20 protein-coding genes are annotated in these 23,151 nt (G+C 63.0%); 7 read left to right on the forward strand and 13 right to left on the reverse strand.

The window, feature by feature from the left end:
- The first annotated feature begins 26 nt into the window (after positions 1–26).
- Together LJE98_RS14080 and LJE98_RS14085 are read left to right on the forward strand one after the other, a co-directional pair.
- Positions 27–2,183, forward strand: coding sequence for a molybdopterin-containing oxidoreductase family protein (locus LJE98_RS14080; RefSeq protein ID WP_229575859.1), 2,157 nt, complete (start codon positions 27–29; stop codon positions 2,181–2,183).
- Between the two features lie 4 nt (positions 2,184–2,187).
- Positions 2,188–2,775 carry an NUDIX domain-containing protein gene (locus LJE98_RS14085; protein ID WP_229575860.1) on the forward strand — a complete coding sequence of 196 codons (588 nt, stop codon included), beginning with the start codon at positions 2,188–2,190 and terminating at the stop codon, positions 2,773–2,775.
- Positions 2,776–2,784: 9 nt separating this feature from the next.
- Here LJE98_RS14085 and purN read toward each other — a convergent pair whose 3' ends face one another.
- Both purN and purM read right to left on the reverse strand, forming a co-directional pair.
- The gene (gene purN, locus LJE98_RS14090) at positions 2,785–3,441 is read right to left on the reverse strand and encodes a phosphoribosylglycinamide formyltransferase (protein WP_229575861.1); all 657 of its coding nucleotides are present in this window, start codon (positions 3,439–3,441) and stop codon (positions 2,785–2,787) included.
- Positions 3,438–4,511, reverse strand: coding sequence for a phosphoribosylformylglycinamidine cyclo-ligase (gene purM, locus LJE98_RS14095; protein WP_229575862.1), 1,074 nt, complete (start codon positions 4,509–4,511; stop codon positions 3,438–3,440). Before purM ends, purN begins: the two co-directional genes overlap by 4 nt.
- Before the next feature lie 240 nt (positions 4,512–4,751).
- Between purM and LJE98_RS14100 the strand changes: the two genes are divergently transcribed.
- The 4 genes from LJE98_RS14100 to ppx all read left to right on the forward strand — a co-directional run bounded on the left by LJE98_RS14100 (position 4,752) and on the right by ppx (position 10,406).
- Positions 4,752–5,906: an AI-2E family transporter gene (locus tag LJE98_RS14100; protein ID WP_229575863.1), complete on the forward strand. Its 1,155-nt coding sequence runs from the start codon at positions 4,752–4,754 to the stop codon at positions 5,904–5,906.
- Positions 5,907–6,620 carry a DnaA regulatory inactivator HdaA gene (hdaA, locus tag LJE98_RS14105; RefSeq protein ID WP_229575864.1) on the forward strand — a complete coding sequence of 238 codons (714 nt, stop codon included), beginning with the start codon at positions 5,907–5,909 and terminating at the stop codon, positions 6,618–6,620.
- A gap of 63 nt (positions 6,621–6,683) precedes the next feature.
- Complete coding sequence (locus tag LJE98_RS14110; RefSeq protein ID WP_229575865.1) at positions 6,684–8,873, forward strand: RNA degradosome polyphosphate kinase; 2,190 nt, start codon at positions 6,684–6,686, stop codon at positions 8,871–8,873.
- Between the two features lie 12 nt (positions 8,874–8,885).
- Positions 8,886–10,406, forward strand: coding sequence for an exopolyphosphatase (gene ppx, locus LJE98_RS14115; RefSeq protein WP_229575866.1), 1,521 nt, complete (start codon positions 8,886–8,888; stop codon positions 10,404–10,406).
- A 69-nt stretch (positions 10,407–10,475) separates the two neighbouring features.
- On the opposite strand, the gene LJE98_RS14120 is transcribed toward ppx, so the two are convergent.
- The 11 genes from LJE98_RS14120 to LJE98_RS14170 form a co-directional block, all read right to left on the reverse strand.
- A complete protein-coding gene (locus tag LJE98_RS14120) occupies positions 10,476–11,834 on the reverse strand; it encodes an esterase-like activity of phytase family protein (protein WP_229575867.1) in 1,359 nt (452 codons plus the stop codon).
- 108 nt (positions 11,835–11,942) lie between these two features.
- Positions 11,943–13,628 carry an aconitase X gene (locus LJE98_RS14125; protein ID WP_229575868.1) on the reverse strand — a complete coding sequence of 562 codons (1,686 nt, stop codon included), beginning with the start codon at positions 13,626–13,628 and terminating at the stop codon, positions 11,943–11,945.
- Positions 13,628–14,638 carry a DUF2891 domain-containing protein gene (locus LJE98_RS14130; protein WP_229575869.1) on the reverse strand — a complete coding sequence of 337 codons (1,011 nt, stop codon included), beginning with the start codon at positions 14,636–14,638 and terminating at the stop codon, positions 13,628–13,630. Before LJE98_RS14130 ends, LJE98_RS14125 begins: the two co-directional genes overlap by 1 nt.
- Positions 14,635–15,612: a small ribosomal subunit Rsm22 family protein gene (locus LJE98_RS14135; RefSeq protein WP_229575870.1), complete on the reverse strand. Its 978-nt coding sequence runs from the start codon at positions 15,610–15,612 to the stop codon at positions 14,635–14,637. The genes LJE98_RS14130 and LJE98_RS14135 overlap by 4 nt, the downstream gene beginning before the upstream one ends.
- A 9-nt stretch (positions 15,613–15,621) precedes the next feature.
- Positions 15,622–16,119: a GNAT family N-acetyltransferase gene (locus LJE98_RS14140; RefSeq protein ID WP_229575871.1), complete on the reverse strand. Its 498-nt coding sequence runs from the start codon at positions 16,117–16,119 to the stop codon at positions 15,622–15,624.
- Between the two features lie 3 nt (positions 16,120–16,122).
- Positions 16,123–17,268 carry a ribonuclease D gene (gene rnd / locus LJE98_RS14145; protein ID WP_229575872.1) on the reverse strand — a complete coding sequence of 382 codons (1,146 nt, stop codon included), beginning with the start codon at positions 17,266–17,268 and terminating at the stop codon, positions 16,123–16,125.
- 115 nt (positions 17,269–17,383) lie between these two features.
- Positions 17,384–18,271, reverse strand: coding sequence for an MBL fold metallo-hydrolase (locus tag LJE98_RS14150; protein WP_229575873.1), 888 nt, complete (start codon positions 18,269–18,271; stop codon positions 17,384–17,386).
- 1 nt (position 18,272) lies between these two features.
- Positions 18,273–19,682 (reverse strand): multicopper oxidase family protein, encoded by a 1,410-nt coding sequence (locus tag LJE98_RS14155; RefSeq protein WP_229575874.1) that lies wholly within the window; start codon positions 19,680–19,682, stop codon positions 18,273–18,275.
- 98 nt (positions 19,683–19,780) lie between these two features.
- Entirely contained in the window at positions 19,781–21,019 is a 1,239-nt protein-coding gene (locus LJE98_RS14160; protein ID WP_229575875.1) for an MFS transporter, read from the reverse strand.
- Positions 21,020–21,149: 130 nt separating this feature from the next.
- Positions 21,150–21,995 carry a hypothetical protein gene (locus LJE98_RS14165; RefSeq protein WP_229575876.1) on the reverse strand — a complete coding sequence of 282 codons (846 nt, stop codon included), beginning with the start codon at positions 21,993–21,995 and terminating at the stop codon, positions 21,150–21,152.
- Positions 21,996–21,998: 3 nt separating this feature from the next.
- The gene (locus LJE98_RS14170; protein ID WP_229575877.1) at positions 21,999–22,430 is read right to left on the reverse strand and encodes an ABA4-like family protein; all 432 of its coding nucleotides are present in this window, start codon (positions 22,428–22,430) and stop codon (positions 21,999–22,001) included.
- Between the two features lie 99 nt (positions 22,431–22,529).
- Between LJE98_RS14170 and LJE98_RS14175 the strand changes: the two genes are divergently transcribed.
- Positions 22,530–23,129 carry a TetR/AcrR family transcriptional regulator gene (locus LJE98_RS14175; protein ID WP_229575878.1) on the forward strand — a complete coding sequence of 200 codons (600 nt, stop codon included), beginning with the start codon at positions 22,530–22,532 and terminating at the stop codon, positions 23,127–23,129.
- Positions 23,130–23,151 lie beyond the last annotated feature (22 nt).

Consider the following 23,151-nt stretch of genomic DNA (forward strand, 5'->3'; position numbering starts at 1 on the left):
TCCGATGGCGTCGATGATTTGTTCGAATGGGGCTTTTGAGGTGTCAGGCCATGGCCTATAACCGGCCCATGAACATCCAGAGCCCCATCCGAAACCGGTCGGTCGGTCATACGGCCTGTCCGCATGACTGTCCATCCACCTGCGCCCTCGACGTCGAGCTGACGGAGGACGGCCGCGTCGGCCGTGTGCGGGGAGCGACCGGGAATAGCTACACCGCCGGCGTCATCTGTGCCAAGGTCGCGCGGTATGCCGAGCGGCTCTATCACCCGGATCGCCTGATGAAGCCGGTGCGCCGCGCCGGCGCAAAAGGGGCCGGTCAGTGGCAGGATGTCACCTGGGAAGCCGCCCTTGACGAAATCGCCGACGCCTTTGTCAAGGCCGAACAGCGCCATGGCTCGGAGGCCGTCTGGCCCTATTTCTATGCGGGCACAATGGGCCTCGTGCAGCGCGATTCGATCGAACGCCTGCGCCATGCGAAGCAATATTCGGGCTTCTTCGGCACGATCTGCACCAACATGGCCTGGACCGGCTATGTCATGGGCACCGGCACGTTGCGCGGCCCGGACCCGCGCGAAATGGCGGTGTCGGACTGTGTCGTGATCTGGGGCACCAATGCGGTGGCGACGCAGGTCAATGTCATGACCCACGCAATCAAGGCCCGGAAAGACCGTGGCGCCAGGATCGTCGTCGTCGATATCTACGACAATCCGACAATGAAACAGGCCGACATGGCCCTGATCCTGAAGCCGGGCACGGATGCGGCACTGGCCTGTGCTGCCATGCATGTTGCGTTCCGCGACGGCTATGCCGACCGCGAATACATGGCGAAATTCGCCGACGATCCGGCAGGGCTCGAAGCTCATTTGAAAGACAAGACGCCGGAATGGGCATCGGCCATCACGGGCCTCTCGGTCGAGGAGATCGAGGCCTTCGCCCGCCTCGTCGGCCAGACGAAAAAGAGTTACTTCCGCCTCGGCTACGGCTTTACCCGCAGCCGCAACGGTGCGGTTTCCATGCATGCGGCCCTGTCGCTCGCAACGGTGCTCGGCTCCTGGCAATACGAAGGCGGCGGTGCCTTCCATTCGAACAGCGACATCTTCCAGCTGAACAAGGCGGAGCTGATGGGCACGGCCATGGTCGATCCTGACATCCGCATGCTCGACCAGTCGCAGATCGGCCGTGTGCTGACCGGCGATGCGGAGGCTCTACGCCATCGCGGACCCGTAGACGCGCTGATCATCCAGAACACAAACCCGGTGAATGTGGCTCCCGAACAGCGGCTGGTGAAGCAGGGCTTCCTGCGCGACGACCTCTTCGTCGCCGTGCATGAGCAGTTCATGACCGAAACGGCGGAACTCGCCGATATTGTGCTGCCGGCGACCATGTTCGTCGAACATGACGACATCTATCGCGGCGGCGGCCAGAGCCATATCCTGGTCGGGCCGAAGCTCGTCGACGCCCCGCCGCTGGTGCGCACCAATCTCTTCGTCATCGAGGAACTGGCCAAGCGCCTCGGCGTCGCGGGTCGCGCCGGCTTCGGCAAGACCGAGCGCGAGCATATCGAGCGCATGCTCTACATCAGCGGCAAGCCGGATTTTGACACGCTGATCGAAGACAAGTGGCTGGACTGCCAGCCGGCCTTCGACGACGCGCATTACCTGAACGGCTTTGGCCATCCGGACGGCAAGTTCCGCTTCAAGCCGGACTGGGAGAACACACCGACCCCGAACAAGCCACCGGCAAGGCTCGGATCGCTTGGTCCGGTCAAATTGCTTCCAACCTTCCCCGATCAGGTCGACCTGATCGAAACCGCTGATGCCGAGCATCCCTTCCGGCTCGCGACATCCCCGGCGCGCAATTTCCTGAATTCGACCTTCGCCGAAACCAAGACGTCCCGCGACAAGGAAGGCCGGCCCGAGGTCATGGTCAATCCGGTCGATGCAGCAACGCTTGGCCTCGCCGAGGGCGACATCGTGCAATTGGGCAATACACGCGGGCAACTTCGCATCCATGCGAAGATCACCGATGCGGTGAAATCAGGCGTGCTCGTGGCCGAGGGCCTCTGGCCGAACAAGAGCCATCTCGACGGCGAGGGCATCAATGTCCTGACCGGTGCCGATCCGGCAGCTCCCCATGGCGGTGCCGCTTTCCACGACAACAAGGTCTGGATGAGAAAAGCTTGAAAGCATGAGCATTTTCGACAAGGCCCGGATCGCCATCCTGGAAGACAAGACGCTGTGGAAGGGATGGAGCCACCTGCGCGGCATCACCTTCGATTTTTTCCGCGAGGGCAGGGCGCCGCACAGGCTGACCTGGGAGGTCTTCGACCGCTGGAATGCCTCGGCCATTCTTCTGCACAATGTCGAGCGCGACACCGTCACCCTGGTGCGACAGCTGCGCATCGCCGCTCATCTCTGCGGCGAACATCCCTATCTGCTTGAAGCCCCGGCCGGCTTCATCGATGACGGTGAAACGGCGCTGCAGGCGGCTCTGCGCGAAGCACGCGAAGAGACCGGCTACCAGATTGCCAAGGCGACGCCGGCCTTTGCCGCCTTCATGTCGCCCGGCTCCGTCACCGAGAAGCTGCACGGCTTCTACGCCGCCGTCACCGATGCCGACCATGTCGCCGAAGGGGGTGGCCTCGAGGATGAGCACGAGGATCTGGAGGTCGTCGAGATCGGTTTCTCTGAAGCCATGGAAATGGTCGATGCAGGCGAGATTATCGACGCCAAGACGATCATGTTGCTGCAATGGGCAGCGCTGAACAAGCGCTGACGCAGTGCCTCAGGCGCTGATCAGCCTGACGTTCGCATCCGTCTCGGATGCCAGCCGTTCGACACTCCCGTCGGCGCGCATAGTGACGCCACCCGATGCGACAAGCTTCAGCGCTGCCGCATAGGTTTGATGCTCAACTGTCAGCACCCGTGCGGCAAGTGCCTCGGCCGTATCGTCGATCAGCACAGGCACGACCGCCTGGGCGATGACCGGCCCCTCATCCATGCCTTCGGTGACGAAGTGCACGGTGCAGCCGGCGACTTTCATGCCGGCATCGATGGCCCGCTGATGCGTGTGCAGGCCGGGAAAAAGCGGCAGCAGGGACGGGTGAATGTTGAGGATCTTTCCCTCATAGGCGCGGATGAAGTCGCCTGAGAGCAAACGCATGTAGCCCGCGAGGCAGATTATATCAGGGCCGATCTCGGCGAGTGCGGCAAGGATCGCGGCCTCATGCTCGGCCTTGGAGCCATAGGCCTTGCGCTCGAAAACGTGTGTCGGAATGCCGAGCGCTTCCGCCTTGGCGAGACCGCCGGCCTCAGGCTTGTCGGAAATAACCGCCACGATCTCGGCCGGATAGTCGGCCGCATCGCAAGCCTTGGCCAGCGCCAGCATGTTCGACCCGCCGCCTGAAACGAAGGCGACGACGCGTTTGCGGCTGTCGCTCATAGGGCGAGCGTACCCTTGTAGGTCACGCCATGCGCACCCTCTTCGCGGGCGATCATGCGGCCGAGGCGGGCAACGGTTTCACCCTCGGCTTCCAGCGCCTTGGTGACGTCGTCAACCTTGTCGGCGGAGACCACGACGATCATGCCTATGCCGCAGTTGAAGGTGCGCAGCATTTCATTCTGGGCAACGCCGCCGGTCTTGGCGAGCCAGGAGAAGACGGCCGGCACCTGGAAGGAGGAGAGATCGATCTCGGCGGCGAGGTGCTTCGGCAACACGCGCGGAATGTTCTCCGGGAAGCCGCCGCCGGTGATATGGGCGAGCGCCTTGAGCGACTTGGTTTCCCTGATCGCCTTCAGGAGCGGCTTCACATAGATCCGGGTCGGGGTCAGCAGGGCAGCACCCAGCGACTGCCCCTCGGCGAAGGGAGCCGGTGCGTCCCAGGCAAGGCCGGAGAGTTCGACGATCTTGCGCACCAGAGAAAAGCCGTTGGAATGAACGCCCGAGGAGGAAAGCCCGAGGATCACGTCGCCCTCGGCGATATCGCCTGATGGCAGCAGTTCGCCGCGCTCGGCAGCACCGACGGCAAAGCCTGCGAGGTCGTAGTCGCCCTTGGAATACATGCCCGGCATTTCAGCGGTCTCGCCGCCGATCAGCGCGCAGCCCGCCTCGCGGCAGCCAGCAGCGATGCCCTGAACGATGGCAGCCCCCTGGTCCGGATCGAGCTTGCCGGTTGCGAAATAGTCGAGGAAGAGAAGCGGCTCTGCGCCCTGCACGACGAGGTCGTTGACGCACATGGCAACGAGGTCGATGCCGACGGTGTCGTGAATGTTGGCGTCGATGGCGATCTTCAGCTTGGTGCCGACGCCATCATTGGCTGCCACCAGGATCGGATCCTTGAAGCCGGCGGCCTTCAAGTCGAAGAGCCCGCCGAAGCCGCCGATCTCGCCATCCGCACCGGGGCGCCGGGTCGACTTCACGGCCGGCTTGATCTTCTCGACCATCAGGTTGCCGGCATCGATGTCGACGCCCGCATCGCTATAGGTCAACCCGTTCTTGCCAGCCTGGCTCATGCCTGCCTCCGATCCTGCGAGAATTTCGGCTGGCCATGGCATGAAGAGCCTTCAGATGCAAGCTGCGAGGTGCAGAAGCCCACGATTTCCCGGGCATTCTGGCATCCCATTGCACCTTGTCGCTGCCGATAGGGTCGGAGTTCTTGACCAAGCCTTTGCCTGTACCCTATCTCCTTCTCTGGCGCCGCAGCATGCGAACCTCGTTTGCAAGTGGCAGGTTACGTGGGAATGGAGACGCATATGGCTCGCAACATCAGTGCAATTGGCCTGCGCCGCCAGGTGTTTTTCTGGCTGGTGACCCTGGCGATCTTCATCGCCTTCCTGATGCTGTTCTCGTCCATCCTGTTGCCTTTCATCGCCGGCATGGCGCTTGCCTATTTCCTCGATCCCGTCGCCGACAGGCTGGAGCGTATCGGCTTGAGCCGCCTGATGGCGACAGTGGTGATCCTCGTCTCCTTCGTCATCGTGTTCGTTCTGTCCCTGATGATCATCATCCCGGTGCTCGCCAGTCAGCTCAACGAGTTCATCCAGCGCGTGCCCGGATACATCACACAGCTGCAGACCTTCATCGCGACCTCGAACGCCTCCTGGCTTCCGGATTGGGTCGATGGCCAGATGGGCACGATCCGGGAGAATTTCTCGCGTTATCTCAGCGAAGGCGTCGGCTTCCTGGGAACTCTGGTCGAGCAGATCTGGAATTCCGGCAAGGCGCTGCTCGATATCGCCTCGCTTCTGGTCGTGACGCCGGTCGTCGCCTTCTATCTGCTGCTCGACTGGGACCGCATGATCGAGAAGGTCGACAGCTGGGTGCCGCGCAACCAGCTCGGCACGGTGCGTCAGCTCGCGACCGAACTCGACAACACGATTGCCGGCTTCGTGCGCGGCCAGGGGTCGCTCTGCCTCATCCTCGGCATTTTCTATGCGATCGCGCTCTCGGCCGCCGGCCTGAATTTCGGCCTGCTCATCGGTTTCTTCACCGGCATGATCAGCTTCATTCCCTATGTCGGCTCGACGGTCGGCCTGCTCCTGTCGCTCGGGGTTGCCATCGTCCAGTTCTGGCCGGACTTCATCTGGGTCGGCGTCATTGCCGGCATCTTCTTCCTCGGCCAGTTCATCGAGGGAAACATCCTGCAGCCCAAGCTGGTGGGCAAGAGCGTCGGCCTGCACCCGGTCTGGCTGATGTTCGCGCTCTTCGCCTTTGGCGCGCTCTTCGGCTTCGTCGGCGTGCTCGTGGCGGTGCCGGCTGCCGCCGCCATCGGCGTGCTTGTCCGGTTCGCCATATCGCGTTATCTTGACAGCGATCTCTATTACGGAACGGCGCTTGTCATTGCGCCGCCGTCCCCTGCCGTCGGCGAGATCGAACCTCCAAGCTCCAGAGACGTGTCCGAGACGTGAATGACTGACGCCAAGATGGCTCCCGCAAAGCGTGGAGCCGCCGAACAGCTGCCGCTCGCCTTCGAGCATGGCTCTGCCACCGGCCGCGATGACCTGCTGGTTTCCGAGCGCATGGCCGCGGCCGTGTCGATCGTCGACGCCTGGCCGCACTGGCCGTCGCCGGTGGTGATCCTCGCAGGCCCGGAAGGTTCGGGGAAATCGCATCTCGCCCAAATCTTTCGAGACATCAGCGGTGCGGCCGATATTCTGCCGCAGCCGGGCGAGGGGGCATCGCAAGTCGCGGCCATCGGCCCCGTCCTGTTCGAGGATGCCGACCGCCGGGGTTTCGACGAGGTCGAGCTGTTCCACGTCATCAATGCGGTGCGCCAGCACGGCACGACACTGCTCATCACGTCGCGCAGCTTTCCGCCCTCGTGGAATGTCCAGTTGGCGGATCTCAACTCGCGCCTGAAGGCGGCCACCGTGGTCGAGATCGGGGCTCCGGACGAAGACCTTCTCGGTCAATTGATCACCAAACTCTTTGCCGACCGCCAGCTTTGCATCGATGACAAGATCGTCGGCTATATCGTCAGCCGCATGGAGCGCTCCTTCCTTGCCGCCCAGATGGTGGTCGATCGCATGGACAGGCTGGCGCTTGCCAGGCGCGTCAGGATCACACGCAGCTTGGCGGCAGAGGTGCTGGAAACGCTGGAGGCGGCCGACGGTACGGATTGAGCGTCACAGATCTGTCGTCATACTGTTATAATTGGCCGGGAACGATAACGAAGGGACGGAATCATGGACAGCGCGGTACACAGTACGGGCGGCGACAGAGGCGAGACAGCACCCGCCGAGGACCTGTTGGCCAGCCCTCTGCGCTTCATCAACCGTGAATTCTCCTGGCTGCAGTTCAACCGTCGTGTTCTCGAGGAAACGCTCAACACCGCGCACCCGTTGCTGGAGCGCGTTCGTTTCCTGTCCATCTCGGCAGCCAATCTCGACGAATTCTTCATGGTCCGCGTCGCCGGCCTCGAAGGTCAGGTCCGCCAGGGCATCGTCATCAAGAGCCCCGACGGCAAGACCCCGGCCGAGCAGCTCGACGACATCCTGAAGGAAATCGACAATCTGCAGATGGAGCAGCAGGCGTCGCTCGCCGTCCTGCAGCAATATCTCGCGCAGGAAGACATCCTGATCGTGCGCCCGGCGGCCCTTTCCGAGGCGGATCGCACCTGGCTGGAGACGACTTTCGAGGAGTCGATCTTCCCGGTCCTGACACCGCTTTCCATCGATCCGGCCCATCCGTTCCCGTTCATCCCCAATCTCGGCTTCTCCATGGGCCTGCAGCTCTGCTCGAGCCGCAATGGCGATCCGATGACCGCGCTGCTGCGCCTCCCGACCACCCTCGACCGCTTCATTCGCCTGCCTGATGACGGCAACACGATCCGCTACATCACGCTGGAGGACATGGTCGGCCTTTTCATCAACCGGCTTTACCCGGGCTATGAGGTCAAGGGCTTCGGCACCTTCCGCATTATCAGAGACAGCGATATCGAGGTCGAGGAAGAGGCCGAGGATCTCGTGCGCTTCTTCGAAACGGCGCTGAAGCGCCGTCGTCGCGGTTCGGTCATCCGCATCGAGGTCGATTCCGAAATGCCGGTCGCGCTTCGCCAGTTCGTTGTGCACGAACTCGGTGTTGCCGATAATCGCGTCGCGGTGCTTCCCGGCCTGCTGGCGCTCAACACCATATCCGAGATCACCAAGGCGCCGCGCGACGACCTCCGTTTCGAGCAGTACAATGCCCGCTTTCCCGAGCGTGTCCGCGAGCATGCCGGCGACTGCCTCGCGGCGATCCGCGAAAAGGACATGATCGTCCACCACCCCTATGAGAGCTTCGACGTCGTCGTGCAATTCCTGTTGCAGGCGGCCCGCGACCCGGATGTGCTGGCGATCAAGCAGACGCTTTACCGCACCTCCAACGACAGCCCGATCGTGCGCGCCCTGATCGATGCCGCCGAAGCCGGCAAGTCGGTGACGGCCCTGGTCGAGCTCAAGGCCCGGTTCGATGAGGAGGCCAACATCCGCTGGGCCCGCGACCTGGAACGCGCCGGTGTGCAGGTCGTCTTCGGCTTCATCGAACTCAAGACACATGCCAAGATGTCGATGGTCGTGCGCCGCGAGGATGGCAAGCTTCGGACCTACTGCCACCTGGGCACCGGCAATTACCATCCGGTCACGGCGAAGATCTATACGGACCTCTCCTTCTTCACCTGCAACCCGAAGATCGCCCATGACATGGCGAACATCTTCAACTTCATCACCGGTTATGGCGAGCCGGAAGAAGGAATGAAGCTTGCTGTGTCGCCGCATACCCTGCGCCCACGGATCCTCACGCACATTCGCGAGGAAACGGAGAACGCCAAGGCAGGGCGTCCGGCCGCGATCTGGATGAAGATGAATTCCCTCGTGGATCCCGAGATCATCGATGCGCTCTATGCGGCGAGTGGCGCCGGCGTCGAAATCGATCTGGTCATCCGCGGCATCTGCTGCCTGCGGCCACGTGTGCCCGGACTGTCGGAAAATATCCGGGTCAAGTCGATCGTGGGGCGCTTTCTCGAACACAGTCGCATCTTCTGCTTCGGCAACGGCCATCGCCTCCCGTCGGAAAAGGCGCTCGTCTATATCGGCTCGGCCGACATGATGCCGCGCAATCTCGATCGCCGCGTCGAGACCCTGGTGCCCCTGATCAATCCGACGGTGCATGAGCAGGTCCTGTCGCAGATCATGCTGGGCAACCTGATTGACAATCAGCAGAGCTACGAGATATTGGCCGACGGGACGTCACGCCGCATCGAAGTGCGACAGGGTGAGGAACCTTTCAACGCCCAGCACTATTTCATGACAAATCCCAGCCTGTCTGGTCGGGGTGAAGCTCTGAAGTCGAGTGCACCGAAACTGATCGCCGGTCTGATTTCCGGCAGGAAACGATAACACTGGACCCTCATGACAAGATCTGAAGCGCAGGGGCGCCTTCCGGGTATTGCCCCTGTCTCCGTTGTCGACATCGGCTCGAACTCCATTCGTCTCGTGATCTATGAAGGGCTTTCGCGCGCGCCGACGGTTCTCTTCAACGAGAAGGTGCTTTGCGGCCTTGGCCGGGGCGTGGCCACGACCGGTCGGATGGACGAGGAAGGTGTCGAGCGGGCGCTGGCAGCACTGCGCCGGTTTAGGGCGCTCTCGAACCAGGCCCAGGCGACTCGTATGTATGTGCTTGCCACCGCAGCCGCCCGCGAGGCCTCCAACGGCCCCGATTTTATTGCCCGTGCTGAAGAAATCCTCGGCCACGAGGTCCAGGTACTGACCGGCGAGGAGGAAGCGAAATACTCCGCTCTCGGCGTCGTCAGCGGCTTCCACAACGCGGATGGCATTGCCGGCGACCTTGGCGGCGGGTCGCTCGAACTGATCGACATCAAGGGCAAGGGCTTCGGCAAGGGCATCACGATGCCGCTCGGCGGCCTGCGTCTCTCGGAGAGCGTCGATGGTTCGCTTCCCAAGGCCCGCACGCTGGCGAAAAAGCTCGTCGGCGATGCCGCCCTGCTGAAGAAGGGGCAGGGGCGCACCTTTTATGCCGTGGGCGGCACATGGCGCAATATCGCCAAGCTCCATATGGAGATCCGGAAATATCCCCTGCACATGATGCAAGGCTACGAACTGCCCTATGACGAGATCGCTTTCTTTCTGGAAGAGATCATCTCGGGTGCGAACAGCCGTGATCCGGCCTGGTCGACCATTTCCAAGAGCCGACGCAACCTGATCCCCTTCGGCGCGATCGCCATGCGCGAGGTGATCGAGGTGATGAAACCGAAAGGCGTCTGCTTCTCCGCCCAGGGTGTGCGCGAGGGCTATCTCTATTCGCTGCTGCTCGAAGAGGAACAGGCGCTCGACCCCCTGATCGAGGCTGCCGACGAGCTGGCGATCCTGCGTGCCCGCTCGCCCGAACATGCCCGCGAGCTCGCGGATTGGACGGGCCGGATGATGCCCTTCTTCGATATCGAGGAAACGGAAGAGGAAAGCCGCTATCGCCAGGCCGCCTGCCTGCTTGCCGATATCAGCTGGCGTGCCCATCCCGATTATCGCGGCCTGCAGGCACTGAACGTGATCGCCCACTCCTCCTTCGTCGGCATCACCCACCCGGGCCGCGCCTTCATCGCGCTCACGAACTATTACCGCTTCGAGGGCCTGCATGACGACGGCCAGACCGGACCGCTCGCGGCAATCGCGACCGAGCGCCTTCTGGACCGGGCAAAGCTCGTTGGCGGCATGTTGCGGGTGGTCTACCTCTTCTCGGCATCCATGCCGGGCGTCGTCCACAACCTCACATTCCGGCGATCCGACAATGCCGATCTCGACCTCGAATTTGTCGTGCCGAAAGCCTACGAGGAGTTCTCCGGGGAACGGCTCGATGGTCGCCTGATGCAGCTCGCCAAGCTCACCGGCAAGCGGCTGGCCTTTGTCTTCGAGTAGGGCCGATTGACGAACCGATCAGAGTGAGAGCGGGCCTTGAGCCCGCTCTCTTCGTTTCAGGCGTCGCGCTTACTTCGCGCCAAGGAATTCGCCGACTTCGAGCAGGACGAACTCGTTGTCATCGGCCTTGTCCAGCGCACGACCGGCCGAGAAGGGCAGGTTGTTGTCGTTGCCGACGATGATGTGGGTCGGATCGACCACGTCGACATTTTCGATGGTGACGAAGGGCATGTCGTAGAAGCCTTCGCCGCCGCCCTGGCGCTTCTTGTTGTCGGGGTCTTCGATCTTCATCAGGTCGATGTAACCGATCTTGCGCACCGCCTTGCCGGCATTCTCTTCCGTCATCTCGATCTTGTAGATCCGCTTGTGCTTGGCCGGAACGGCGAAGCAGTCGGCAGCCGGTGCCTTCGGATCAGCGCAGGCCTTGTCGGCCACGCCAGCACCATTGTCGCGCTCGATGACGAGTGCCGTCGTCTCGTCGATCATGTTGAAATCGCCGATCGCCTCGCCGCCTTCCGACAGCGGATAGAGCCAGGTCTTGCCGGTCCAGGCCTTGGAGGCGGCATCGAGTTCGATGATGCGCAGTGCGGTCAGACCGTCCGCCTTTTCCACGGAACCGTCTTCGAGATAGAGCGGGCCTTCGAGCATGCCATAGAGTTTCGTGCCATCCTTCGACATGGCAAGTCCCTCATAGCCACCGGAACGCTTCAGGTTGAACACCGGCATCTTGGCGGAAGGATTGGCTGGAACGACGAGCGTCGGATTGTCGGGCGACTTGACCTCGATCCCGCCGGCCTTGGTGGACATGACGTCGGTCAGCGCGCCCTCGGTCGAGAACTTCAGCATGTAGGGGCCGAGCTCTTCGCCGACCCAGAAACCGTCTGAGACCGGCTGGATGGACTCGACGTCGAAATCGGCACCCGTCAGATAGCGTTTGTCCGAGCCTTCCATGGCGATCGGGAAGGGGGCCTTCTTGTCCGGGTCGGAGAGGAACAGGGTCTTTTCGACGTTTACAGTGCCCGCTTCCCAATCGAAGGTCAGGTGATGCAGCATCAGCATGGCGTCGGTGGAATTGGCCTTCGAGCCGAAGCCATTGTCAGAGAGGCTCCAGAAGGTGCCGTCTTCCATGGCCTTGATGCCGGAGAAGCCCTGCAGCGGCTGGCCGTCGAAGGGAAGCGACAGGCCCGTCAGGCGCACGCCGTCCTTGCCGGGAACGCTGCCGAGCGCATCCGTGCGGCTGCGGTCAGCCGTTGTGAACTTGCCGGAGGTCTTGAGATAGGCGGGCGCATCGGCGGGGGCTGCGATGATCGTGTTGGCCGGCAGAATGGCGTGGTTGACGAGCTTGGCCGGGAAGGCCTTCTCCTCGGCCGAGGCCTGGGAGACGAAGAGGACGAAGAGGGCGGCAGATGTCAGAAGGGCTTTGGTCATGGCGTCACCTTGTTGGACGGGAGGAAACGCCGCTGTCCTTAAGGAGCCTTCATGTCGCACCGATTGCTGTTGGGTGAAGTTTCAGTGACGCCACCCGTTACCCACAGGCTAGCCGAGCCAAGCGGGCAGATTACCGCGATCTTCACCCGCCACAGCGGCTTCCACACACGCCGCGAGGCTGCCAAAGCGCATAGTGCGCCCAGTGAGGCCCGGGCCGTAATGGGCATATTTTCCGGAATTGGTCATGATGGTGAGGGCGTCGACCGGAATGATCGGCTCGGTCACCATGCACCAGCATGTATCGTTGACGAGGGTCACCCCGAATGCGATCAACGCTGCCACAGCCCCCGAGGCCTCTGCCTTCGCCATCTCTGCGCGCCCGCAGGTAACAACGAGCGGCACGTGGGCATGCCGCGTTCTGCCGTGGCAGAGCGCGGCAAGGGCCGCCATTTCTGTCGCGGAGAAATGTGGATTGCCGAGCGAGACGAGCTGCACTGCACCCGGACCCGCACCGTTCAGCTCGTGCCAGGCACGCAGCAGGTCATCGGCAGTGAGTGCAGTCGTCTGCAAATCCAGCGCCGCAAAGGTCTCAGGCTCGCATGCCTCCGGTGTCACGCCCGCGATATGGAACATCGGTGCTGCCGAGGTGGTGGCGAAGGCAGCCCCGAAGGCCTTGAGCGCGTCCGAATCCGGCTCGTATTCCGATAGCCCCTCAACGAGCGGGATGGCATCAGGCGAAACGGTCCCGATCAGATAGCCGATCAGCGGCCAGAGGCTGTCGTCCGCATTCGCAAGCGGGGGCACGGTGACGCGGAGCCGTGGCGCGCGCTCCTCCGGCAAATGACAGCCCGCCTTGGGTGCCCGGCCCGTCAGCGCGATCGCGATGTCGAGATAGTCGGGATATTTCATCGTGCGCGCGCCGAGCACGCTGTTGGCATAGACGACGGCATTCGATTCCGCCCAGACGATCTGCTCGTCACGCGCGGGTCGATCGTCGAGCAGATAGGGTGCGCAGGTGAAGGTCGGTTGCGCTCCCATCGCCACATAGGCATCGGCCACGGCCGCTGCCGGTTTGCCCAGCGCTTCCGGTACGCCTTGAGCCAGCCAGCGGCGATGATCGACCGAAATCGCATTCAGCGTCGTCGGCACCACGACGCGCCCGCCCAGGTCGCGCAGTTTTTCCGCAAAGGCGAGACCGCCGGGACCGGTATAGATGCAGCCGTCGATATGGGCGCGCGTGATGTCGATCAGTTCGGCCGCGCCTTCGAGCGCTGCCATTCTCAGCACCATCCGCATGGCAACGGCAGCCGCTTCGCCACGCTCCCCCGCGAGAATGGCTTGATCTTTGTCCGTGAGCGCGATGTTGGAGCCAACGTCGGCGAGAGCGTTGCTGATCCGGATGCGCCCGGCTGTCTTCAGCCCGGCAAAGGCTTGCCCGCCGACCGCAATGACCGGAATGGACCGCCCGAAAACCTCCTCTGCGACGATGACGCCGAGCGTGATGATGGCCTCGGGATGTTCGAGCACGATCGCCGCAGGGCCCTGGCCGTTGAGAATCAGTTCGAGGATGACGCCGCTGCCGGTGCATGAGCCACGGCTCGTCGGCAGCGCCAGCACGCGACCCGTCAGCCGTTCACCACTCAAGGGATGATGCCGGTCGATGATCTCGCCAGTCACGGCATCGACGCCGCCCCAAAAGCTGAGCGCCGTGTCGGTGAACAGCACTTCGCCCTCGGCAGATCCGGAGACGAGCACGCGGCCCGTGATGTCGACGGTGTCAGTGAGACTGCTCATCAGTCCGTCTCCGTCAGGGCCAGTACGGCAAAACTCGCAAGCCAGTGTTCACCCATATAGTCGCCAGCCACATGCGCAATGCCGGCTTCGAGATGGTCATGTGCCGCTTCGAGCATCACAGCCTGGCGCGGGTCCGTGTCCAGCAGGGGGCTTGCGAGCGATGCCCAGCACCAGGCGCGGCTCAGGCTCAAGCCATCGAGATGGGCAATCTTCCCGTCGGAGCGGTCGGAAACCGAGGCGGGCGCAAAGAGCGTGCGGGGCTGCTTCCCTGCGATTTCAGGCAGGAAGTCGTCGAACCAGCGGCCGAAGTCGGAGGCCGGCAGAAGCCGGCGCATGCATTCGGCCTCGATCAGCGTCGGCGACAGAAAGTCGTCACCCGAAGGCTCGCCCCAGGCGGGGCAGGCAGCATCCGTGCCGTACCACCGCAGAGCGGTCTGTCTGAGCAGATCGAACAGCGCCGCATCACCGACCGTCTCGGCATAGTCGGCGGCCAGCCTGAGCGCAAAGGCGGTGTTGTAATGCGTGCCCACCCGCACAGGATAGGTCGCAAGCGGCAGGAAGCCGCGGAAACGCTGGACGATCCGAAGGGTCAGCGGCGACAGCGCCTCGGCCCAGGTGGGATCCTCAAGCGCGCGCAACTCGGCGGCAAGCTTCAGCAACCAGCCCCAACCATAGGGCCGCTCGTAACCGCGTGCCATCGGACGGTCGAAATAGGCGCATTCGCCGGCGACCCTGTCGGGGACCAGCATCGCGCCAAAGAGATACCGGATCGCCTGCGCCTCTGGCATGTCGGGATAAAGCCGCAGCAGCCGCGCCAGCATCCAGTAGCCGTGCACGCAGGAATGCCAGTCATAGCTGCCATAGAAGACCGGATGGAGCTCGGACGGCGTCCGGGCGTCATCGGGCCCTTCGAGCCCGTGCAGGATGTGGTTGGGATATTCGCGGGTGACATGGCCGAGCGCGATCGCGGCAAGGCGGGAGGCAAGCTCGGGTGTCAGCCGCGTCGTCATCCCTTGTCTCCGAGTTCGAGCCGGTCGCCCCAATCGGCCCGACGGATTTCCTTGAAGGCGTCCCCGTCACGTTTGCTGAGCGTGAGTTCGGAAGCCGTCCCGTCGGTGCGACAGAGCTTCACGCGGCCGACGCCGCCATTGACACGCGGCGGAGACAGCACGCGGTCACCGCGGATCGTCACAGGCTCGCGCGAGGCGGCGATGAAGATGTATTTCTCGTCCTCCCACGGCACTTCGGCGCCCTTGGCCAGACGATGCACCCGCGAGCGTGCCACCCGCCTTGAGAAATGGCACCAGTCCGGTGCCACGATCGGACAGTCGTGAGAATGCATGCAAGGGGCCACAAGATGGGCTCCGAGTGTGCGCAGCTTGTCACGAACCGCGAGAATACGCTGCCAGCCGGCCGGTGTGCCCGGTTCGATCACGACGAGCATACCCCGCGTGAGGGTCCAGAGCCTTTCTGTGACAGATGCGATGCTTGCGGGCGGAAGTTCGTCCAGGACATAGGCGAGCGTCACGAGATCGGCATGATCGAGCGTTGGGATCTTGCCGGTGACGTCGCCCGACTGCCAGCGGCTTGTCACGGTGCCGGAGGCGGCAAGTTTCTCGCCGACGCTGCGGATCGCGCCGCTGGCTTCCACCATCTCGGCAGAGCCCAGGCTCGACCAGGTGTCGGCCGCCGCCCAGAGTGCTGTGCCGGGTCCGCAACCGAGATCGATGAGTGTCTCCGGGGCAAACTCCGGTACAGCATCCTCGACCATGGCCAGGGCCGCGCGGACCGCGGCGAACGTGGCAGGCAGGCGGGTCGCGAGATAGCCCTTGGCGGCCAGCGCATCATCAATATGGAAGCGCCCGTCACGCACTTCGCGCCGATATCGATCAGACAGCTGGGCGCTCGCCTTGGCAAGCTTGTCCAGTGGCTCGCCTGATAGCATCTGGTCGACGGCCGAGCGGAGGGGGGCGGGAAGCTCCATGAGGACAGCTCAGCCGCGTCGCGCCGCCCATTCCGGGCGGAGAATGGACATCATGAAAAAGTCGCAGCGGCTGCCATCCGGCAGGAGACCCGCCTCTCGCATCACGCCTTCATGGATGAAGCCGTTTCTGCGGTACACGGCCTGCGCCCGAAGGTTTTCGCGCACAACGTCGAGCCAGAGGCGATGCGTATTGGTTTCGAGGAAGGCAAAGTCGACAGCACCGGCCAGCAAGGGCGTGCCCACCCCTTTCTCCGGACTGGCCACGGCGATGCGCTTGACACAGGCATTGCCGTCACGGTGCCCGAGATCCATCAGAATGACGAAGCCGAGGGAGACGCCTTCCGCGTCCTCGCCGATCAGATAGGCGAAGGTGGGGTCCGGAAGCTGAGCCTGGTGTTCGTCGAGACTGTAGCGCCCGATAAACTGATCATAGCCGGGCTTGCGCTCGGTCTCCATGATGAACGGAATGTCCGCCTCCGTTGCACGGCGCAGGGATAGCGCCGCCATGGATCAGAACTCCACCGCTTCGACGCGCTTGTCGACGAAGCGAAGGCCGACACCGCCGGAGATCAGCTTCAGCGCCAGATCGCCGAACAGTTCCTTGCGCCAGCCCTGAAGGGCCGCCACTTCGGCCTTCTCGCCTTCGGCTGCGATCTTTTCCAGGTCTTCGCTGTTGGCGATCACCTTGGAGGCGACGCCGTGCTTTTCCGAGGTCAGGCGGAGCAGGACCTTCAACAGTTCGACAGCCGACTGCGTGCCCTCGGGCGCATGCGCATGACGCTGCAGATGCGGCATGTCGGCCTTGGGAAGAGCGAGTGCCGTATTGACCTGTTCGATGATGGCAGCCCCGGAACTCGACCGCTCCCAACCTTTTGGAATGGTGCGCAGGCGACCCAGAGCCTCGGTATCCTTCGGCTGCTGCTGGGCGATTTCGTAAATTGCATCGTCCTTCAAGACGCGCGAGCGCGGCACGTTGCGGGCGCGCGCCTCGCGCTCCCGCCAGGCGGCGACATATTGCATGACCGCAAGTTCGGTCGGCTTGCGCAGGCGCATCTTGAGCCGTTGCCAGGCTTGTTCGGGCGGCAGGTCATAGGTCTCGCGGGACTCGAGGATCGCCATTTCCTCGGTCAGCCATTCGGCCCGGCCTTCGGCTTCCAGCTGGCCCTTCAGCTTCAGATAGACGTCGCGCAGATGAGTGACATCGGCCAGCGCATAGTCGAGCTGCTTTTCGGACAGAGGACGGCGGCTCCAGTCGGTGAAGCGCGAGGTCTTGTCGATATGGACGTTTTTCACCTTCTGCACGAGCTGGTCGTAGGAGACCGAGTCGCCGAAGCCGCAGACCATGGCCGCGACCTGGGTGTCGAAGATCGGGTGCGGGAGCAGGTCGCCCAAATGGAAGATGATTTCGATGTCCTGGCGGGCCGCATGGAAGACCTTCACCACGGCGGTATTCGCCATCAGTTCGAAGAAGGGCTTGAGGTCCATGCCCTTGGCCATGGGATCGACGATGTATTCATGCTCCGGGCTTGCCATCTGGATGAGGCAGAGTTCCGGCCAGAAGGTCGTTTCGCGGAGGAATTCCGTGTCGATCGTGATGAAATCGGATTGGGCGAGAAGGCGGCAGGCCTCTTCGAGCGCGGCAGTGGTATCGATCATTTCGTCTCGGTCATGGAAACTACAGGATCAACCTTAGTTTCCCTTCTGGCCTTCCTTGTCAATATGAACAGCGGGGAAAGCAGGCCGCAGCGGGCCTCGCATGGCCAATGTCCCCTTATTCGTCGGGGGATGCGCCCTTCAGAACCGCTATGTTCTGGCTGTGGACGGCCTCATAGGGCGCGAAATAGGTGAGCGTCCCCGCTTCGAGCTCAGGCGCAATGAAGCTTTCCAGCCCCTCATCCTCGAGGTTGGGATCGTCGAGACGGGACATCAGCCGCGTGAGATAGTCTCGCGTCGCAGTTATCAGCGACGGTGGATAGCCGCCGGATGCGATCACCTGCTCGTCGCCGTGATTGGGCAGGATGTGGCTGACGTCGAGCATGGCCAGCCGGTCGAGTTCGGCGATGTGCCGCGCGGTATGCTCCGGTTCGGAAATATAGGTAACGGTGTCTTCCAGAGTGTCGCCGGCGAGCAGCACGCCAAGATGCGGCAGAAGCAGGACAGTGCCATCGGCACTGTGAATATCGAACTGCATCAACCTGACCGTGATCTCTCCGAGCACAAGCACCATTTCACCCTCGAAAACATCGGTCGGCATGATCACCGGATTGATCGGCGGATCCTTGGTGACAAGCACCTGGCGTTTCTCGATCAGGGTGTTGCGCGTCAACTTGTTCGACAGGATCGGACAATCGATGAAACCGGCACTGCCCGCCACATGATCCGTGTGCCAATGGCTGAGCACGACCCGGATTCTGGTTGCGCCCAGGCCATAAAGATGGCTGCGGATGGCGCGCGCGTGGTCGAAGGAGATATGGGTGTCATAGACGATCGCGTCCGTTCCCGAGACGATCGCATAGCTCGCAACACCGAGGCTGTAGGCGCCGTCATCGAGCCAGTTGGGCTTGTCCGAATGCAGCCGCTTTCCGTCGATGCGCCCGTCATAATAGGCAAAGAGCCCCGGATAGGGCTCGTGGATACGCATCGTCTCGGAAAGGCTCATGTCATGTCACTCGGAAATAGCCGGTCATGCCGGTCTTCTGGTGTTCGATGATGTGGCAGTGGAAGACCCAGTCACCGGGATTGTCGGCCACCAGCGCAAGCTGGACCTTTTCATCCGGTAGCACAAGATAGGTGTCCGACACGAGCGGCTGCACCGGCCGCTTGTTCGAGGCGAGAGCCTTGAAGTTCATGCCATGCAGATGGATCGGATGGGCATGCGGCGTGACGTTCTCGACATTGAGCAGATAGGTCTGGCCGAGCTTCAGCTCCGCGATTGGCGCGGTCGGATCGGGTGTGTCGCCCGGATAGGGCACCTTGTTGATCGCCCAGAAGGAATAGCCGATCGAGCCGCAGATCGATTCGCGCGCCGCATTCTCGGCGGTGGCACTGAGAAGCAGCGGGATCGGCGTGGCGCTGGAAAGGTCCGCCTCCACCCCGGCATTTTCGGCGAGCGGCCCGAGATCGCCGAGATCGCGTTTCAGTGACGCACCGACGGCACGAAACCGTGCCACCACCTTCGGCGTCGAGGGGCGGATGTCCTCCAGCACCATCTCGCCGCCCTCGCTGTCGGCAACCCGGACTGCGAGATCGAGCCGCTGGCCGGGCGAAACGACGGCCATGTCGAGCGCCATGCGCTCCGGCACCGGATGCCCGTCGATCGCGATGATCTGCGCCTCGGCGCCTGCGAGCTTGAGATTGTAGATGCGCGTTACGTCGGCGGCGAGGATACGGACCCGCACCAGCCCTCCGGCTGGCACGTCATAGCGCGGTTCGGTCTGCCAGTTGGCGGTGCGGAGTGTTCCGAAGGTTCCGGTCTTGGCTGCATCGCGCGGCTTGAACTGTTCAATGAACTGGCTGTCGCCGCCGAGCCGGAAATCCCGGAGGTTCAGCACCACCTCGCCATCGAAGACGGGGTCCCTGTCATCCTCGACCACCAGCACGCCGGCAAGTCCGCGCCCCATCTGGGTCAGCGTGTTGCAATGTGGATGGTACCAGAACGTGCCCGCATCCGGAGGCGCGAAGGCATAGTCGAAGCTGTCGCCGGTATAGACATAAGGCTGGGTGACGAAAGGTACGCCATCCTGATCGTTGGGCAGACGCACACCGTGCCAGTGAATGGTCGTCGGCTCATCGAGCCGGTTGATGAGTCTGGCCGCAAAAGCTTTGCCGCGCCGGGCCCGCAGGATCGGCGGAGAAGGGTCTGCGGTGGTTTGCCCGGCCAGTGCATATCGCATGACGCCACGTGTAGCCTGCTTGCCGTCGAGCAGAACGTCGCCGGTCAGGGCTTCGATCTCGACTGGATCGGGGGCCGAAAAGGCCCGCGTGAGGCGCGGCATCACAGCAAGACCGGTCCCATAGGCACCGAGCACGGCGGCAGATTTCAGAAGGGTGCGTCTGGTAACAATGGTCACGGTCGGAACTCTCGCTGGTCACCCATCTCATAAAGTTGAGGTGTCTGATCAGCAATAGCGACGTTTGGTCATGCTGTCGCAGCCAAGGCAGGGCCGGCTCAACCGCCATCCTTTTCGTTCGGTGGCGTGGCAAGCTTGCTGAAAAATGTCGAGGTGCGCAGCAGGCTGCGGAAGCGCATCCGCCGCTCTTCGGTCGGCACGGCTTCGCGCGCCCGGATACGGGCAAGCGTGTAGGCCGCGAAGAAGGTCAGGACCACGATCACATAGGTGAACAGCGCATGCGGCCCGAACGCGTCCATCAGGAAGGAGGCGAAGAGCGGTCCGACGACCGCGCCGACCGACCAGAAGAACAGCGTGCCGGCAGACACCAGGGCATGTTGACCCGGTGCCGCATGGTCGTTGGCATGAGCCGAGCAGAGTGAATAAAGCGGCAGTGCAAAGGCGCCGAAGGCGAAAATGCCGATGAAATTGGCGACGTCGCTCTCTCCCGCGAGGAAAGCGAGGAAGATCGAGGCGAACAAGGCCCCGATGGTCGAAACAAGAATGATGACACGGCGATCCAGCTTGTCGGAATAATGGCCGAGCGGATATTGCAGCACGATACCGGCGAAGATGCCGATGCTCATGAAGCTCGCGATCGAGGTCACCGACATGCCGATGCCATCGGCATAGATCGGCCCGAGCGAGCGGAAGCTCGAATTGGTGAGACCGATGACGATGCAGCCGACGGTCGCGAGTGGCGACACGGACCACAGGACCTTGATGTCGAACTTGACGTCCTTGGGCGGTGCAGGGCTCGACTTGTCGGCGAACGAGATCGGCACGAGCGACAGCGAGAGGGCCATGGCGATAATGGCGAAAAGATCGATGCCGCTGACACCGAAGAGCGGGATCATGTACTGTGCCGCCGTCACCGAGCCGAGATCGACGAAGCGGTAGACGGAAAGCGTGCGCGCCCGCGTGGCATTGGTGACGCGGGCGTTGAGCCAGCTTTCGACGACTGCGAAGAGGCCGGAAAAACAGAGGCCCTGCACGAGGCGCATCAGGAACCAGGAGATCGGATCGATCATCAGCACCATCATGATCGAGGCTGCCGAGGCGATGGCCGCAAGCGCCGAGAAGGCGCGGATGTGGCCGATCGCCCGCATGATCTTGGTGATGTAGACGCAGCCGAGCACGAAGCCGATAAAATAGCCCGTGCCGACCATGCCGATGACCGAGGTGCTGAAACCTTCCTCGATGCCGCGAAGCGAGATGAATGTGCCCTGCAGACCGTTGCCGCCGATCAGGATGCCGGCGGTGAGGAGGAGAGGGATGAGGGGGCGGATATCGTGCATGATGGGCCTGCGGGCCGCGGCGAGGGCGTGTGATGTGAGTCTGTGCCGTGGCAGACCGCATTCCTAGCCTCGAATCGCCGTTTGCAACAGGTCAAAATCCACGCTTGCCGCCCACCTGCATTGGATTCCTTCAAAGCAGGGGGTAGCCCCGCACGGCCTGGATGAAGGTGGCACCCACGACGGCAAGACAGACGAGCGCGCCGATCACGATGCCAGGTCTGGCGAAACGTGCTGCGAACCGGTCGAGACCGAGGCCGAGGAGCGGTAGTGCCTGCATGATGTGGGTGGCGAAGAAATACGGCACACGCAGATCGCCCCCGCTGCGCGACCAGCCGAAGAGCGGCAGCCCGCCGAGATCCGTCCTGACGCCGCCGACCCAGTGGCCTGGGCCGTCGATCTGCCCGCTGCCGAGCGCGAAGGCGGTGAAGAGTGTCGCCACACTGCCGAGCACGAGACCCCAGCCGCCACCGAGGCGCAGGCCGATGGGTGCGTCCGGACGCGGTCGCAGCAGGATGTAGAGCCCGATCACGAGGCTCGACAACACGAGAAGGGCAGCACCTGCGCCCATTACATTGTAGGCCATCGCCTCGGCCGGACTGCCGACGTTGAAATGTGAGGCCCTGCCGCGGGCGGCCTGCAGCGTAATGTAGAAGATCTCGCCGCTGGCGGTGATCACGGCGACGAGGCTCGCAAGCCAGACGCCGCGACCAGAGCGGGTTTGAACGTCGATCAGCGGCAGGAGAAGCAGCAGCGTCCCGAGCATCAACACCAGCGAAGCCTGGAACTTCAGGGGTTTGATCCAGACGCTGATGTCGTTCATCAGTCGATCGTCGATAAAGAACGCGGTGAGGCTCGGCAGCGCCAGTGCCACCTGCAGGCCAATGCCGACGATCAGCAGGCTGCGGGTGCGGCGCTCGGCCGCCACGAAGTTCTGCGCCGGGGCGAGCGCCAGGCTGTCATGGAAGAGCATGGTCATCAATCAGGCCTTTCGGGCGGTGAGCGCCATTTCGCTGGCGCGGGTGATGAAGAACAGCAGGAGGCCGAGCGGGCCGAACATGAAGGTCGCGACCAGCATCGGCGCCTGCAGCAGCCGGTTGTAGCCGCGCTTGTCGGCCTCGACGGCGATCCAGGTGCCGATGAACAGGTCGAAGGCGAGGTAGTGGACCCAGCCTGCGACCAGCACCGGATCGTCCAGGAACAGGGTCCGCACCTCGGCAATCGAGCCGAAGCCGCCGCCCTCGACGCGGAAGAAATAGACGAAGATCAGGACGGCATAGGTGAGCGATAGCGCGCCGATCAGTCCGCATCGGATGAACCCGATGAGGGCGGGCCAGCGGGGTGCCAGAATGAGTAGGAGCCAGCCGGCCATGGCAGTGCTGCTGGTGGTCGAAAACACGGTATCGGGGGACATGGGAGCCTCATCTTGACGGTGACAAGATTAGCATGCGGGATAACTTGCCAATGTCAAGATTGGTTTTGACGGCGCGGTTTCGAGCGGTTATGAAGGGGCATGGCGAGACAGAAATCCTATCACCATGGCGACCTGCGCCAGGCGCTGATCGACACCGGGCTCACCATGCTTGAAGAGCATGGCCTGGAAGGCCTTACGCTGCGCAAGCTGGCGGCGCGTGTCGGCGTATCCCACGCGGCTCCCGAACATCATTTTCCGTCGTTGCGCCACCTGATGACGGCCTTTGCCGTCGAGGGATTTCGTCAGTTTGCAGCCTCGATGCGCTCGGCTATGGCGGTGGCGCCCGATGATCCGGCAGAGCAGTTGCGTGCAGCCTCCCGCGGCTACCTCGCCTTTGCCTCGGCCCGGCCGCATCTCTTCAGGCTGATGTTCACGGCCAGCCGGCTTGACTGGGACGATCCGGCCATCGGCCCGACTGCCAGTGCCGCCCATGCGGTCCTGGTGGAAATCTCGGTTCCGGTTGCGAAACGCATGAAGCTGGATACACCTGAGGGCAGGGCTGCCGTCGAGCAACTCGTCTGGTCACAGATCCACGGCCATGCGCATCTGATGATCGACGGCAAGCTTCAGCAGGACGGGGGCGGTTGCGCGCCCTTCGCCCCGCCGCTGGATCTGGCGAGCGTGCTTTTGCCGGAGTGAAGGGCGCGAACGCCTCACGCAG

This window comes from Rhizobium sp. 'Codium 1' (assembly GCF_020889605.1).
GTDB classification, from domain to species: domain Bacteria; phylum Pseudomonadota; class Alphaproteobacteria; order Rhizobiales; family Rhizobiaceae; genus Allorhizobium; species Allorhizobium algae.